This is a genomic window from uncultured Luteimonas sp., assembly GCF_947492465.1.
Lineage (GTDB): Bacteria > Pseudomonadota > Gammaproteobacteria > Xanthomonadales > Xanthomonadaceae > Luteimonas.
Genome location: NZ_CANLNF010000005.1, coordinates 87683 through 103057 on the forward strand (window position 1 = coordinate 87683; position 15375 = coordinate 103057).

Here is a 15375-nt window from a genome sequence, read left to right on the forward strand (position 1 = left end):
CGCGTCGTGCGTCCCGCCCGATCATGCAAGGCGCGCCGGTGCGCGTTGACGGAAAATCCACGCGCACGTGCCATCGTGGCGACCGGCCACGCCACCTTCGGAGTCTTATGTTCCGCTTACCCCATGCCCGCGCCTGCCTCGCCCTGGCACTCACGGCGGCGCTGTCCGCCTGCGCCGGCGGTCCCACTGCCGCGCCGACGGCGGGAACGGATGCGATCGAAGGCACCATCGCCGCGATCGACACCACGCCGTGGACCTACGACGGCAACGCGGTCATCCAGGTCGAGACCGCCGATCGCGGCCGCGTACCGGTGGAACTGCCGGCGCGCTGGAACCTGTGCCGGGCCGCCGCGGTGGACACCGAAGCGCTGGCCGTGGGCATGCGCGTGCGCGTCGTCGGCGCGGCGGGAGGCGAGGGCGGACTGGTGGTTTGCCAGGATGCGGCGCACCAACTGGTACCGCTGCCGTAGCCCATCGCGGGCCGCGCACGGCGGCGTCGCGCCACCGCATCCCTGGCCCGCGCGCATCGTGGCCGGAGCATCCGGCCCGCACAGGGCTGCATCGCGCAACGCTGCATCGTAGCCGGCGCACTGCCTTTCCTTCGCGCGATCGCCGAAAATGCGTCGATGACTCCCCCGCGTCTTCCCTGGGCCGGCCGCCTGCTGGCCCTGCTGTGCATCCTGTTGTCCGCATTCAACCTGCGCACGGCGGTCACGTCGCTCACGCCGCTGCTCGACAGCCTGGGCCAGACCTTCGGCTTCGGCTCGACCATGACCGGGGTCTTCGGGATGGTGCCGACCGCGGCCTTCGCCGTGTGCGGGGTACTGACCCCGCGCCTGGCGCACCGGATCGGCCTGGAGCGGACCGCGCTGCTGTCGATGCTGCTCGCCGCAGCCGGTCTGCTGGCGCGGTCCAGCGCCGGCGGCACCGGCGGCCTGCTCGGCGGCTCGATCGTGGCGCTGGCCGGCATGGGCATCGGCAACGTCGTGCTGCCGCCGCTGGTCAAGCGCTACTTCCCCGACCGGGTCGGCACGGTCAGCACGCTCTACATCACCATCCTGCAGCTGGGCACGATGCTGCCCGCGCTGGCGGCGGTGCCGCTGGCGCAGGCTGCCGGCTGGCGCGTTTCGCTGGGGATCTGGTCGTTGCTGGCCATCGCGGCGGTCCTCTCGTGGTTGGCGGTGCTGTGGCAGGAGCGCCGCCATGCGGGCCTGCTGGCCGCGATCCACGACCGCGCCGTCGCGCCCGGAGACGCGGCACCCGAACTGCCGCCCGCGCCGGCGCGGGGGCGGATCGGGCGTTCGCCGCTGGCCTGGGGCATGGCCTTGATGTTCGGCATGACCTCGCTGGTCACTTACACGATCTTCACCTGGCTGCCGAAGCTGCTGGCCGAGGCCGGGGCGAGCGAGGCGTTCGGCGGGACCATGACCGCGCTGTTCTCCGCGCTGGGCCTGCTGGGCGCGCTGCTGGTGCCCGGTTGGGCGGTGAGGGTGCGCAATCCGTTCCCGCTGGTGCTCGCCTGCGTCGCGGCCTACCTGGCGGCGTTCGCAGGGCTGTGGCTGGCGCCGATGCAGTGGCCGGTGTTGTGGGTGGTGCTGCTGGGCCTGGGACCGACCACGTTTCCGCTGTCGCTGACGCTGATCAACCTGCGCACGCGCACGGCCGGCGGATCGGCGGCGCTGTCGGGCTTCACCCAGGGCGTGGGCTACACCCTCAGCTGCGCCGGACCGCTGCTGTTCGGCGTCCTGCACCAGGCCACCGGTGGCTGGACCTGGTCGTTCGCCTTCCTGCTGCTGTGCGTCGGCGTGATGCTGGCCGGCGCCTGGCAGGCGTGCCGACCACGGATGCTGGAAGACCACTGGTAGGCGCACGGGGCGCCGGAGCGCGCACAGTGCGCTGTCCCGGCGCGGGCGGCGTCAGCCGCGCCTCGCTGCCTCGATCGTCGCGATATCGATCCTGCGCATGCCCATCATCGCCTCGAAGGCGCGGCGGGCGGCGACGCGGTCGGGGTCGACGATGGCCTCGCTCAGCACGCGCGGGGTGATCTGCCAGGACAGGCCCCACCGGTCCTTGCACCAGCCGCAGGCGCTTTCCTGGCCGCCGTTGCCGACGATGGCGTCCCACAGTCTCGGCCTGGTCCTCGGTGGCGACCTGGAACGAGAACGCTTCGCTGTGCCTGAACGCCGGTCCGCCGTTGAGACCGATGCAGGGGATGCCGAGCACGCTGAACTCGACGGTCAGCACGTCGCCTTCCTTGCCGGAGGGAAAATCGCCGGGCGCGCGATGGACCGCGGTCACCGCGCTGTCGGGGAAGGTCTGCGCGTAGAACGTGGCCGCGTCCAGCGCGGTGCCGTCGAACCAGAGGCAGATCGTGTTGCGATGGGTCATGTCGGGATACTCCGCGTCGGGATGATGCCGGGAGTCGTCTCCCGTCATTCCTCGCGACGAACCGGCTGGGCCGGAATCGACACCCATCGCGTCGCGGAGGCTCCGGGTCCGCAGCGGACGCCAGGGCGGGGAGCCCCCCGCACTGTCCGCCGGCAGGGCGGGCCTGCGCGGGTACCGATTGTCTTGCCGTCCGCGGCGATGGACCGCCAGCGGACGCGGGCGCGGCCGCTATTCCTGGGGCGTGCCCTGCGTCGCCGCCTTGGCCTCGCGCTCGGCGCGCTTCTTGGCGTCCTTTTCGTCCTGCTTCTTCTTCTTGGCCAGTTCGCGCTGGCGCTTTTCGAATGAATAGTTGGGCTTGGCCACGGGTTCTCCACGGGAAAATGGACGTGCAGTGTCGCATTTTGGGCCGCCGCGGTCGCGGGCCGGCGCACACGCGGCCTTGTCGGGCATGCCGGTAGCCTGCAGGGCGAGGTCGTCACGGCCCAGCCCCCATATCCCCCGGAGCCGCTTCCAGATGAGATCCTGCGCCACCGTCGCCGCTACCACCGGCCTGGCCGATGCCGCGCCCGCACCGGGCAGCGCGCACGCGCGCCGGTTCAGCGAATTCGTCGCCGCGCCGTCCTTTCCCTGCGTTGGCGCGAAGGCCGCGCTGGCGCGCGATTCGATCGCCATCCACGATTTCGCCGCACTGGGCGGGCGCGGCAACGACGCGCCGCTGCTCGACCGGCTGGAAGCGTTCGCTTCGATGCTGGAGCAGGCCGACGAGGCGGACAGCACCCTGCATTCCTTCGCCGCGGTGTTCGACGGCCCGCGCGACACCGACGAGCGCCGCTTCGAGGCACTGCTGTGGTCGCAGCTGCAGCGCCTGCACGATCTCGATGCCCGCCGCGGCAATCCGTGGGCGCGCGAGGTCAGCCGCGACCCCGACCATCCGGCCTTCAGCCTGAGCCTGGGCGGCCACCCGTTCTTCGTGATCGGTCTGCATCCCGGCGCGTCGCGGATCGCGCGGCGCTTCGAGGTGCCGGTGCTGGTGTTCAATTCGCACCGGCAATTCGAGCGGCTGCGGGCCGATGGCCGCTACGCGAAGATGCAGAAGGCCACGCGCGGGCGCGACAAAGCGCTGCAGGGTTCGCTCAACCCGAATCTGGCCGACTTTGGCGTGGCCAGCGAGGCGCGCCAGTACAGCGGTCGTGCGGTCGAACCTGAATGGCGCTGCCCGCTGCGCGTCCGGAGCGGGCGATGAAAAGCGACACGCCACAGCCGGCCCGCTTCGAGCGGATCGCCCCATGCTCCGGCCGCGCGGTCGAACTGGACCTGGGCGACGAACTGATCGTGCTCGACCCGATGGGCCAGCAGGTCAGCGACCTCACCGCGTTCGCGCGCGAGGATCGCGACGAATACCTGTCTTCCGGCAGGTCGATCGACTATGCCTCCAAGCTGTGGCTGACGACAGGCGACGTGCTGTACTCCAATCGCAGCCGGCCGATGTTCACCATCGTCGAGGACAGCTGCGGCCGCCACGACTTCACCCTGACGCCGTGCTCGAAGCGGATGTTCGAACTGCTCTATGGCGAAACGCAGGGCCGGCCCGGCTGCGAAGGCAACCTGGCCGCTGCGCTGGCGCCGTACGGGATCGGCATCGACCGCATTCCCATCGCCTTCAACATCTTCATGCACGTGGCCGTGGACGCGGACACGGGTGCCATCGCGGTGCGTCCACCGTTGAGCCGGCCCGGCGACTTCATCCGGCTGCGCGCGCAGATGCCGCTGGTGGTGGCGATGACGGCCTGCTCGGCCGGGCAGTCGAACAACTTCAGCTACAAGCCGATCGACTTCCGGATCGAGCGTGCGGGTGAGGGCGCGACGCGCTGACGCACGTTCCCCGCGACGTCTGCCGGGCACGGACCGGAACACACTGGCACGCGAACGCGACGTCCCGGTCACCCAGCGCCCGTTAGCCTGCCTGCAGGCATCCGGAACGGAGCGGACATGGGACTGCTGATCGACGGCCAGTGGCACGACAGGTGGTACGACACCCGCGATGGCGAGTTCAAGCGCGAGGAAGCCAGCTTCCGCGACTGGCTCAGCGCCGACGGCGGGCCCGGACCGGACGGGCAGGCGGGGCATCGCGCGGAAGCCGGACGCTTCCGGCTCTATGTCAGCTACGCGTGCCCCTGGGCCAACCGCACCCTGATCCTGCGCGCGCTCAAGGGGCTCGAGGAGCTGGTGCCCGTGTCGGTGGTGCACTGGCGCATGCTCGAGCATGGCTGGACCTTCGAGGAAGGCGCGGGCGTCACCGGCGACCCGGTGATGGGCGCCGACTACCTGCACCAGCTCTATGCGCGCGCCTGTCCGGGGATGACCGGCCGGGTGACCGTGCCGATGCTGTGGGACCAGGCCACCGGCACGATCGTCAGCAACGAGTCGTCCGAGATCATCCGCATGTTCAACGACGCCTACGACGGCCTGGGTGCGAAGCCGGGCGACTACTACCCGCAACCGCTGCGCGCGCGCATCGACGAGATCAACGCGCGGGTGTATCCGCAGGTCAACAACGGCGTCTACCGCGCCGGCTTCGCGACCACGCAGGCGGCCTACGAGGACGCCGTGCGCCCGCTGTTCGACGCGCTGGACTGGCTGGAAAGGCGGCTGTCGGACGAACCCTGGCTGGTCGGCGGACGCATGACCGAGGCCGACATCCGCCTGTTCACCACGCTGGTGCGCTTCGATGCCGTCTATCACGGACACTTCAAGTGCAACCTGCGGCGCATCGCCGACTATCCCGCGCTCACCGCCTTCCTCGCGCGGATGATGGCCATTCCCGAAGTCGCGGGCACCGTCCACCTCGACCACATCAAGCGCCACTACTACGAGAGCCACCGGAACATCAATCCGACCGGCGTGGTGCCACTGGGGCCGCTGCAGCCGTTTCCGGGGTCGACGGAAACTTAACGCCGGCCGGCGCAACCTCGTCACAGGACTTTCACGAACGAGGACGACACGCCATGGCAAGCCAAGACAAGCGCGGCACCGGATCGACGATGAGCACCGGTGCGCCGGCGCCCAGCGACCGCAACTCGCTCACCATCGGCCCGGACGGTCCCATCGTGCTGCACGATGTGCACTTCCTCGAGCAGATGGCGCATTTCAACCGCGAGAAGGTGCCCGAGCGCCAGCCGCACGCCAAGGGCGCCGGCGCGTTCGGCGTGTTCGAGACCACGGCGGACGTGTCCAGGTACACGAAGGCGGCGCTGTTCCAGCCCGGAGCGAAGACAGAGCTGCTGATCCGGTTCTCGACCGTCGCCGGCGAGATGGGCAGCCCGGATACCTGGCGCGACGTGCGCGGCTTCTCGATCAAGTTCTACACCAGCGAAGGCAACTACGACCTGGTCGGCAACAACACGCCGATCTTCTTCGTGCGCGACCCGATGAAGTTCCCGCATTTCATCCGCAGCCAGAAGCGTCTCCCCGACTCGGGCCTGCGCGACAACCACATGCAGTGGGACTTCTGGACCAACAATCCCGAAAGCGCGCACCAGGTGACCTACCTGATGGGCCCGCGCGGCCTGCCGCGCACCTGGCGGCACATGAACGGCTACGGTTCCCACACCTACCTGTGGATCAACGCCACCGGCGATCGCTTCTGGGTGAAATACCACTTCCACACCCGCCAGGGGATGGGCTTCTTCAGCAACGCCGAGGCCATGGACATGGCCGGCAGCGACGCGGACTTCCATCGTCGCGACCTGTTCGAGGCCATCGCCCGCGGCGAGCATCCCAGTTGGGTGCTGTCGGTGCAGGTGATGCCGTACGAGGACGCGAAGACCTATCGCATCAATCCCTTCGACCTGACCAAGGTGTGGCCGCACGCGGACTATCCGCTTATCGAAGTCGGCACGATGACGCTGGACCGCAACCCCGAGAACTTCTTCGCGCAGATCGAACAGGCCGCGTTCTCGCCGGGCAATACCGTGCCGGGCATCGGACTGTCGCCGGACAAGATGCTGCTCGGCCGCGCCTTCGCCTACAACGACGCGCAGCGCAACCGCATCGGCACCAACTTCCACCAGTTGCCGGTCAACCAGCCCAGGGTGCCGGTCGATACCTACATGTTCGACGGGCAGATGGCCTATCACCACAGCGGCGCCGCGCCCGTGCACGCCACCAACAGCGGCGGCCGTCCCTGGGCCGACGGCACCGGCGCGATGGAGGACGGCTGGGAAGCCGACGGCCCGATGGTGCGCAGCGCCTACACGCTGCGCGCGGACGACGACGATTTCAGCCAGCCCGGCACGCTCGTGCGCGATGTCTTCGACGATGCCGAGCGCCAGTCGCTGGTGGACACCGTCGCCGGCGCGCTGCTCGGCGGCGTACGCAGCCCGGTGCTGGAGCGCGCCTTCGAATACTGGAAATCGATCGATGCCGACATCGGCCGGCGCATCGAGGACAAGGTGCGCACCGGCAGCGCGCCTGAACCCGCCTCGGGCATGAGCGAAAGCTGAGGTCTTGCGCGGCTGTTGGCAGACCCTGTCGCCGACCCGCGCCGCGCCCGATCGCAGGCTTCCCCTGGCAGGCCGTGCCCGCGCCTGCGACGAGGTGGCCCGCAGCGGGTGCGCCCGCTACCCTGTGCAGCACCTTCCGGACACCAGGCGGCGGCATGCAAAGGCGACAGTTTCTCGGCAGCGCGGCGGCAGCGGCGCTGATGCTCTCGTTGCCCGGCGGCCCGGCGATGGCCGCGCCACGGCCTTCGCGCCTGCTGCCGATGCCGCTCGCGAAGGGCGACACGGTCGCGCTGGTCAGTCCGTCGGCCGCGACCGACGAACGACTCGACCTGCGGCTCTCGCAGGAGGTGATGGAGGCGCTGGGCTTCCGGGTGAAGACCGGCGCCCATTTCGGCGCGCGGCGCGGCCACCTGGCCGGCAGCGACGAGGCGCGCGCGGCCGACATCAACGCCGCCTTCGCCGACGACGAGGTGAGGGCGGTGATCGCCGTGCGCGGCGGCTCGGGCGCGGCGCGGGTGCTGCCGCTGCTCGACTACGAGGCGATTCGCGCCAACCCCAAGGTGCTGCTGGGCTATTCGGACATCACCGCCCTGCACAACGCCATCCTCGCCCGCACCGGCCTGGTCACCTTCCATGGCCCCAACGGCACCGGCAGCTGGAACGGATTCAACACCGACCAGTTCGAGCGCCTCTTCTTCCGGCGCGAACTGATGGAATACCGCAACCCGGTCGAGGCCGGCGACGAGCTCGTGCCGCGTCGCAACCGGACCCTCACCATCGCCGGCGGCAAGGCGCGCGGCGAACTGGTGGGCGGCAACCTCACGGTGCTGACCGCGCTGGCCGGCTCGCCCTACCTGCCCGATTTCACCGGCAAGATCCTGTTCCTGGAGGACGTGTCCGAAGCGCCCTACCGGATCGACCGCATGCTCAGCACGCTCAAGCTGATGGGCGCGCTCGATCGCATCGCCGGGCTGATCTTCGGCGAGTGCACCGACTGTGACCCGGGCGACGGCTACGGGTCCCTGACCCTGGACGAGATCTTCGACGACCACCTCAAGCCGCTCGGCATCCCGGCCTACCGCGGCGCCCTGATCGGGCACATCCGGCAGCAGTTCATCGTGCCGGTCGGGGGCAGGGTGGAGATGGACGCCGACGCCGGCACGTTCCGGATGCTCGATCCGGTGTTCCAGGGCTGAGTCCGGCGCGCCACGCGTCCGTAAAGCGGCGGCGGCTTGACCCGGCGCACACGCGGCCGCGCCAATGATGGTCGCGCCGCAGTCCGCGCAGGAGCCGCCATGCACGAGTTCATCGCCACCGCCGACGACGTGATCGCCCTGAGCGTCAGCCACGAAGTCGCCAGCGCCGACCTGGAGGCGATCATGGACCGTATCGAACCGCGCCTGGAGCGCCACGGACAGCTGCACGTGTTCGTGGAAACCCGCTCGATCGACGGCGTGGCGTTGTCGGGGCTAGGCGCGCACATCGCGCGGGCGATGCCGCTACTCGGCCAGTTGAAGAAGTTCGGCCGGATCGCGGTGGTCGCCGACCAGGCCTGGGTGCGGGCCGGGACGCGGGTGGAAAGCGCGCTGCTGCCGTTCGTGCGCTATCGCGTGTTCAAGCCCGAGCAGCGCGACGAAGCGCTGGAGTGGGTGAAGCACGGCTGACGCGTCGAGGCCTGCGACCGCCGCTTGACCGGTGGCGCCCAGGTGCGCGCTCGCGCTTTCGAGACGCGGCCTCCAAAGCGGGCCACCGCGCCGGGGCGATGACGCCTTATTCCTCCGGGGACGGGCTGGCCTTCGCAGCCGGCTCGGCCAGGGCGGCGTCGGCCGCCGGTGCAGCCGCCGTCGGGGAAGGCGCCGGGGCCGGCGCCGCCGCGCCATCGCGGGTCACCCGCCAGATCGTGTTGGACAGGTCGTCAGCCACGATCAACGCGCCGCGCGGGTCCACGGTGACGCCGACCGGACGGCCACGCGCGGTCTCGTTTTCCCGGTCGAGGAAGCCGGTCAGGAAATCAACCGGATCGCCTGCGGGGCGGCCGTCGCGGAACGGGACGAACACGACCTTGTAGCCCACCGGCTCGGCGCGGTTCCAGCTGCCGTGCATGCCGACGAACACGCCGTCGGCGAACTGCGCGCCCATCGCCGGCGTGGAGAAGTCGACCCCGAGCGCGGCGACGTGCGAACCCAGCGCGTAGTCCGGCGCGAGGGCGGACGCCACCTTTTCGGGATCCTGCGGCCGCACCCGGTCGTCGACGTTGCTGCCCCAGTAGCTGTAGGGCCAGCCGTAGAAGCCGCCGTCGCGCACCGAGGTCAGGTAGTCGGGCACGAGATCGGGGCCGATCTCGTCGCGCTCGTTGACCACCGCCCACAGCTGCCCGCTGCTCGGCTGGATCGCCAGCGCGGTGGGATTGCGCAGGCCGCTGGCATAGGTGCGATGCCGGCCGCTGGCGGTGTCGATTTCCCAGATCACCGCGCGATCGGCCTCGGCGGTCATGCCGCGTTCGGTGATGTTGCTGTTGGAGCCGATCCCGACGTAGAGCAGGCGCCCGTCGGCGCTCGCGGTCATCGCCTTGGTCCAGTGGTGGTTGATCTCCGAGGGCAGCAGGGTGAGCGTTTCGGGCGCGCCGTTCGCGCGCGTCTGGCCCGGCTGGTAGTCGAAGCGCACCACCGCGTCCTGGTTGGCGACGAACAGGTCGCTACCTACCAGCGCCAGGCCATAGGGCGCATCGAGGTCTTCGGCGAAGACCGTCTGCAGTTCGTACTCGCCGTCGCCGTCGGCATCGCGCAGCAGGGTCAGGCGGTTGCCGCTGGGCACCGAGGTGGTTCCGCGCGACTTGATCAGTCCCGCGATCAGGTCCTTGGGCTTGAGCTTGGGCGCGTTGCCGCCACGGCCCTCGGCCACGAGGATGTCGCCGTTGGGCAGCAGCAGGGTCTGGCGCGGAATCCCGAGCCCGGTGGCGATGGCGCGGACGCTGAAACCCGGGGGCGCGACGGGCACCTGGTCGCCCCATTCGGCGGGCTTGGCGATCGTCATGTTGGGCAACAGGCCGCGATGCGGCTGGGGGAGCTCGGGTTCGGCACCCTGCTGGCGTTCGACCGGCCCGGGCGCCGGGTTGCAGGCGGACAGCGCGACCGCCAGCAGGCCGAGGGCGGGCATCCGCAGCGCCATGCCGGCCGCGCTCATGGCCGTGCTCCGTGGCGTGCGGTGTGGAAGCCCAGCCAGACCGCCACCACCATCAGCACGGTGCCGATCACCGAGAGGACCAGTCCCCCTGGCATGCTGGCCCAGGCGTCGCGCGCATGCATGAGCGCGTTGAACAGCTGCACGATCCAGGCCGCCGCCAGCAGCAGCAGGTAGCCGATCCGGCCAACGGTGCGGTGGCGGCTGCGCAGTACCCCGGCCAGCGCGAACACCAGCGCGATCGCCGACAGCACCAGTCCACCCGCGATCAGCCAGGAGGCGAAGTTGTTCCACTGGATCTCGTAGGTGCGGGCATAGGCGATATCGCTCAGCAGGGCGCCGGCAAACAGGGGCAGCGCGCCGGCGAGGAACACCGCATGCAGCGGATGGAGCGTGCCCGGGGGGCGGTAGTCGACGATGACGGCCACGCGGAGACTCCTGAGAAGGGAAGCGAGGGAAGGACCGGCGCATGTCGCGCGTCTGCGCCCAAGGGCGACTGTGCCCGGGCCGGAGCCGGGTGCGGCGGAAGCGGTGCATTCGATCCGTCGCAGCCCGGCAAGGCAGAGGCTAGCGACACCGGCGTGCATGCGGGGTGGACGCACGGCGAGCACCTGCGCTCGTCGCCGAGGAGGTCGCGCCGCTGCACCGGGGCGTCGCAGGCGACGCCGGCACTGGGATCTCCCCGAGGGCGGCGAAGGCAACGCAAGGTCGACCTTGACCAGGCCCCGGCACCCCCGCCTCCCGTCGCCCGAACCGCGCCGTCACCGGCGTGCCTGTGTTAATGTCGGCGACCTGTGGGTGGCAGTACTACTGCGCCCGTGTCGCGGGCGTGCCGGATATATCGCCGGCTCCCCGGCACCGGTGCGACCAGGCTTGTGCGTACCGGGGAAGGGGAAGGGAAATGTCGAAACTGCTTGGACTGATGAGAAGGCTCGGCAGCGATGCTGCCCTGGCCGAGGAATATGCGCGGGACCCGGAGGCGGTGCTGCAGCGGTCCGGACTGTCGCAGGAAGAGCACCGGGCGATGGCCGAACGCGACTACGCATCGGTCAAGCGGCTGACGGGCCTGGCGGACGGCAAGTTCGCCACCAACCACACCATCAAGACCTACGAGGAATAGCGCCGCCGCGCGGTGCCGCCATGGGCCGGTTGATCGCCAGCGCCGTGCTGGGACTCGCGCTGGCCTGTGGCACGGCCTTCGCCCAGGACGATCCGCTGGACGCGCAGGTCCGCGACATCGAGCGGCTGGCGGTCACCGCGCACTGGCGCGAGTCGGAGCAGGCGGTCGCGCACCTGCTGGAGCAGGGCGCCCGCCTCACGCCCGCGCAGCGCCATCGCCTCGACTTCGTGCAGTTGCGCAACCGCGCGCTCGCCGGCGACCAGGCCGGGGCGCTCGAGGGCCTGGGCGAGCTGCTCGATCAGGAACTGCCGCTCGACCTGCGGCTGCGCGTCTACAACACCGCGATCAGCGTCGCCGCGAACCTCGAGCAGTGGTCGCAGGCGTTCGTCTGGCTCGGCGAAGGCCTGGCCTACCTGCCCGAGGCGCCGGATGAATCGGCCGGCCTGCTGAGCGGCGCGAGCTACCTCCACACGCTGGTGGGCGAAACCGACAAGGCGCGCGACCTGGCGATGCGCGCGCTCGAGGTGGTGCAACCGCTCAACGACCCCCGGGCGCTGTGCCTGGCGTTGAGCGACGTCGCGCTGGCCGAGGACCACTCGGGCAACTTCGCCCAGGCCGAAGCCTGGCGCCGCCGCCAGATCGAGGCATGCACACGCGCGGGCGACCCGGTGTTCATCGCCAACGGCAAGTACGGCGTGGGCAAGATGGCCGCCCGCCAGGGCCGTCATGCCGAGGCGCTGGAGTGGGCCCGGCAGGCGCTGGCGGAGTTCGAGGACGCCGGCTTTACCGCCGGGGTGTGGAGTGCGCGGCTGGTGCTGGCCGAGAGCCTGATCGTGCTGGACCGGGACCTGGACCAGGCCGACGCCATGCTCGACGGCACCCTGTCGTACTACCGCGGGCAGCAGGCGCACGTGGCCATCGCCGAGACCGAACAGCTGCGCGCGCGGCTGGCGGAGCGGCGCGGCAACCTGGTCGCGGCGCTGGCCCATTTCCGCGCCGGCGCGGCCGCTTCGGCGGCGGCCGAACGCGATGCGCGCGAACGCCGGCTGACCTACCTGCAGGTCGAGTTCGATACCCGCCTGAAGGAACAGCAGATCGCCCTGCTCGAAGCGGAGAAGGAACTCGCCGCGCTGCAGGTCGGCGCCACCCAGCGGCGGCAGTGGATGCTGGCCGCGGGCATGGGCGGACTGGTACTCATCGCCCTGCTGCTGGTGCTGCTGCTGCGCCATACCGTGCGCGAGCGCCGCCGCTACCGCTGGCGCTCCGAGCACGACAGCCTCACCGGCCTCTACAACTACCAGCAGGCGCGCAAGCTGGGCGAGGAGGCGTTCGCACGGGCGCGTGCGAGCGGCCGTCCCTTCACGGCGGTGGTGCTCGATATCGATCGCTTCAAGAGCGTCAACGACCGCCACGGCCACGCCGCGGGCGACGAAGCGCTGCGCGCGCTCGGCGGCTGGATCCGCGACGAGGTCGCCGGGGACGGCATCGCCGGACGCAGCGGCGGCGACGAGTTCATGATCCTGCTGGAAGCCGATGCCGCCGCCGCGGCCGCGCTGGTGCAGCGCCTGCGTGCGCGCGTCGGGCCGATCGCGGTGTTCGGGCAGACGGTGCGCTTCAGCATCAGTACCGGCGTCTGCCAGTCCAGCGACCAGGCCGGCACCCTGGAACACCTGATCCACGAGGCCGACCAGGCCCTGTACCGCGCCAAGCACGAGGGCCGCGACCGGGTGGTGCACGCGAGTGGCGGCGACGGGCCGGCGCGGGCACCCGGCGGGCTGGTGGTGGTGGGCAGCGGCATCGACTTCGGCCGCCACATCAGCGAGCGCTGCCTGTCGGAGATCCGCGAGGCCGAAGTCGTGCTGTGCCTGGTCGACCCGTTCTCGCTGGGCATGATCCGCGACTTCCGCCCCGATGCGATCCACCTGGGCGTGCACTACGCCGATGGCAAGGACCGGCGCGAGACCTATCGCGAGATGGACGCGGCCATCATGGAGCAGGTGCGCGCCGGCAAGCGCGTCTGCGCGGTGTTCTACGGACATCCGGGCGTGTTCGCCGACGTGCCGCATGCGGTGGTGCGCAAGGCGCGTGCCGAGGGGTTCCATGCGCGCATGGAGCCGGGCATCTCGGCCGAAGCCTGCCTGTACGCGGACCTCGGCATCGACCCGGGCCGGCACGGCGTCCAGTCGATGGAGGCCACGCACTTCATGGTCTACGGGCGCGCGCCCGACAGCGCCGGCCTGGTCCTGCTGTGGCAGGTCGCGCTGGCGGGCGACCTGAGCTGTTCGCGCTTCCACGCCGAACGCAGTGGCCTGCAGGCGCTGGTGGACCGCCTCCGGCTCTGGTACCCCGACGACCACGAAGTGATCCTGTACGAGGCCGCGCGCCTGCCGATCGAGACGCCGCGCGCCGAGCGGCTGGCGTTGCGCGATCTTCCGCTCGCGCAGTACCAGGAGTACACCACGCTGGTGATCCCGCCCCTGGCGCAGGGACGCGAGGCCGATGTCTCCGCGGATGCCGCGCCGCCTGCGCAGGCGGCGGATCGCGGCTGAAGGCGCAGCCGTCGTCGCTGCCTTGACGCGGCAATCTCGCAGTATTCACGGCCCGGCCGCGAAGATCGGATTCCCCGCGCGATGGAGAACCGCGATGACCGATGCCCGTGAACACCTCCTCGACTGGCTCCGCGACGCACACGCGATGGAGCAACAGGCCGAACAGATGCTCAAGGCACAGGCCGCGCGGATCGAGAACTATCCCAAGCTCAAGGCCAGGATCGAACAGCACATCGAGGAGACCCTCGGCCAGCAGCAGCTGCTCGAGGGCTGCATCCAGCGCCTGGGCAGCTCGCCGTCCGCGGTGAAGGACACCCTGGGCAAGGTCATGGCCATGGGCCAGGCGGTCGGCGGCATGATGGCCTCGGACGAGATCGTCAAGGGTTCGATGGCCAGCTATGTGTTCGAGCACATGGAGATCGCGTCCTACCGCGCCCTGATCGCCGCGGCGCAGGCGGTGGGCGACATGGAAACGCAGCGCGCCTGCGAACAGATCCTGGGCCAGGAAGAGGCGATGGCGCAGTGGCTGCAGGACCACCTCGCCGAGGTGACGCAGCAGTTCCTGGTGCGTGACGAGACGCCCGGCGTCACCGCGGGCAAGTAGACGGCAGGGCAGTGCGCGTCCGCCGCCCGGCGGCGGATGCGCCGGGACGTGCGCGACGCGTCCGCCAACCTCCGGGGAGGCCGCCATGGCGCGCGCGAAGACCCTCAAACTCGCCACCTTCAACGTCAACGGCATCGGCGCGCGGCTGCCGCACCTGCTGGCGTGGCTGGAACGCGAGCGGCCCGACATCGTCGCCCTGCAGGAACTGAAGGCGACCGACGCGGCGTTCCCCGCGGACGCGATCGAGCAGGCCGGCTACGGCGCGATCTGGCTGGGCGAACGCTCCTGGAACGGTGTCGCGCTGCTGGGCCGCGGCACGGTCCCGGTAGAGAGCCGGCGCGGGCTGCCGGGCGCCAGCGACGACCGCGAGAGCCGCTACCTCGAAGCAGCGATCCACGGGGTGCTCGTGGCGGGCCTGTACCTGCCCAACGGCAATCCCCAGCCCGGCCCCAAGTTCGACTACAAGCTCAAGTGGATGGACCGGCTGCGCAGGCACGCGCAGGCCCTGGTCGACCTGCCGCACCCGGTGGCGCTGATCGGGGACTTCAACGTGATCCCGACCGATGAGGACATCTACGATCCGAAATCGTGGCGCAAGGATGCGTTGCTGCAGCCGGAGGTCCGCGAGCGCTACCGGCAGTTGCTCGCCCAGGGCTGGACCGATGCGCTGCGCCACACCCACGGCGACCAGCGCATCTACACCTTCTGGGATTACTTCCGCCAGCACGCCGAACGCGATCGCGGATTGCGCATCGACCACCTGCTGCTCAATCCGGTGCTGGCCAGGCGGCTGGTGGATGCGGGCGTCGACCGCTGGGTGCGGCTGCAGGACAAGGCCAGCGACCACGCGCCGACCTGGGTCCAGGTGCGTGCCGCAGCCGCGCGCAAGCGTGCCGCCAGGCGCGCGGGCTGAGCGCCTTCGCTCACGCACGCGCGACATGCGCCGCGTTAGGAAGACAGGACGGCATCGCACCAGGCGGCGTGGACGGCGGCGGTCGCATCCGATCGCGGCTCACGTCTCCCGGTGTGGGG

At 70.5% G+C, this 15375-nt stretch carries 15 protein-coding genes and 1 pseudogene; 12 read left to right on the forward strand and 4 right to left on the reverse strand.

Translation table 11 applies throughout. The features are described from left to right. Positions 1-107 precede the first annotated feature (107 nt). Positions 108-470, forward strand: coding sequence for a hypothetical protein (locus Q0863_RS12610; RefSeq protein WP_298578411.1), 363 nt, complete (start codon positions 108-110; stop codon positions 468-470). Positions 471-626: 156 nt separating this feature from the next. Beyond that, a complete protein-coding gene (locus Q0863_RS12615) occupies positions 627-1865 on the forward strand; it encodes an MFS transporter (protein WP_298578413.1) in 1239 nt (412 codons plus the stop codon). Between the two features lie 51 nt (positions 1866-1916). On the opposite strand, the pseudogene Q0863_RS12620 reads toward Q0863_RS12615, so the two are convergent. Both Q0863_RS12620 and Q0863_RS12625 read right to left on the reverse strand, forming a co-directional pair. After that, positions 1917-2388 (reverse strand): annotated as a pseudogene (locus tag Q0863_RS12620) (VOC family protein). Between the two features lie 228 nt (positions 2389-2616). Next, positions 2617-2838 (reverse strand): hypothetical protein, encoded by a 222-nt coding sequence (locus tag Q0863_RS12625; protein WP_298578415.1) that lies wholly within the window; start codon positions 2836-2838, stop codon positions 2617-2619. A 64-nt stretch (positions 2839-2902) separates the two neighbouring features. On the opposite strand from Q0863_RS12625, the gene gntA reads away from it, so the two are divergent. From gntA to Q0863_RS12655, 6 genes are all read left to right on the forward strand, one after another. Next, entirely contained in the window at positions 2903-3631 is a 729-nt protein-coding gene (gene gntA / locus Q0863_RS12630) for a guanitoxin biosynthesis heme-dependent pre-guanitoxin N-hydroxylase GntA (RefSeq protein WP_298578417.1), read from the forward strand. Beyond that, positions 3628-4260 carry an urea carboxylase-associated family protein gene (locus tag Q0863_RS12635; protein ID WP_298578419.1) on the forward strand — a complete coding sequence of 211 codons (633 nt, stop codon included), beginning with the start codon at positions 3628-3630 and terminating at the stop codon, positions 4258-4260. Before gntA ends, Q0863_RS12635 begins: the two co-directional genes overlap by 4 nt. Positions 4261-4377: 117 nt before the next feature. Then, positions 4378-5340, forward strand: coding sequence for a glutathione S-transferase family protein (locus Q0863_RS12640; protein ID WP_298578421.1), 963 nt, complete (start codon positions 4378-4380; stop codon positions 5338-5340). A 53-nt stretch (positions 5341-5393) separates the two neighbouring features. After that, positions 5394-6890 (forward strand): catalase, encoded by a 1497-nt coding sequence (locus Q0863_RS12645; RefSeq protein ID WP_298578423.1) that lies wholly within the window; start codon positions 5394-5396, stop codon positions 6888-6890. A gap of 155 nt (positions 6891-7045) precedes the next feature. Continuing rightward, entirely contained in the window at positions 7046-8086 is a 1041-nt protein-coding gene (locus tag Q0863_RS12650) for an LD-carboxypeptidase (RefSeq protein WP_298578425.1), read from the forward strand. A gap of 99 nt (positions 8087-8185) precedes the next feature. Next, positions 8186-8554, forward strand: a complete 369-nt coding sequence (locus Q0863_RS12655) for an STAS/SEC14 domain-containing protein (RefSeq protein WP_298578427.1) — start codon at positions 8186-8188, stop codon at positions 8552-8554. A 106-nt stretch (positions 8555-8660) separates the two neighbouring features. Here the strand turns inward: Q0863_RS12655 and Q0863_RS12660 are convergent, their stop codons facing one another. Next, positions 8661-10058, reverse strand: a complete 1398-nt coding sequence (locus tag Q0863_RS12660) for a sorbosone dehydrogenase family protein (RefSeq protein ID WP_298579012.1) — start codon at positions 10056-10058, stop codon at positions 8661-8663. A gap of 11 nt (positions 10059-10069) precedes the next feature. Continuing rightward, on the reverse strand, positions 10070-10498 hold the full coding sequence (locus Q0863_RS12665) for a DUF2231 domain-containing protein (protein ID WP_298578428.1): 429 nt from the start codon (positions 10496-10498) through the stop codon (positions 10070-10072). Positions 10499-10971: 473 nt separating this feature from the next. Between Q0863_RS12665 and Q0863_RS12670 the strand changes: the two genes are divergently transcribed. The 4 genes from Q0863_RS12670 to xth all read left to right on the forward strand — a co-directional run bounded on the left by Q0863_RS12670 (position 10972) and on the right by xth (position 15256). Continuing rightward, positions 10972-11190 carry a hypothetical protein gene (locus Q0863_RS12670; protein WP_298578430.1) on the forward strand — a complete coding sequence of 73 codons (219 nt, stop codon included), beginning with the start codon at positions 10972-10974 and terminating at the stop codon, positions 11188-11190. Positions 11191-11210: 20 nt separating this feature from the next. After that, positions 11211-13739: a diguanylate cyclase gene (locus tag Q0863_RS12675; RefSeq protein ID WP_298578433.1), complete on the forward strand. Its 2529-nt coding sequence runs from the start codon at positions 11211-11213 to the stop codon at positions 13737-13739. Between the two features lie 94 nt (positions 13740-13833). Further along, positions 13834-14343 (forward strand): ferritin-like domain-containing protein, encoded by a 510-nt coding sequence (locus Q0863_RS12680; protein WP_298578435.1) that lies wholly within the window; start codon positions 13834-13836, stop codon positions 14341-14343. A gap of 85 nt (positions 14344-14428) precedes the next feature. Continuing rightward, positions 14429-15256, forward strand: coding sequence for an exodeoxyribonuclease III (gene xth / locus Q0863_RS12685; RefSeq protein WP_298578437.1), 828 nt, complete (start codon positions 14429-14431; stop codon positions 15254-15256). The last annotated feature ends 119 nt before the right edge of the window (positions 15257-15375 follow it).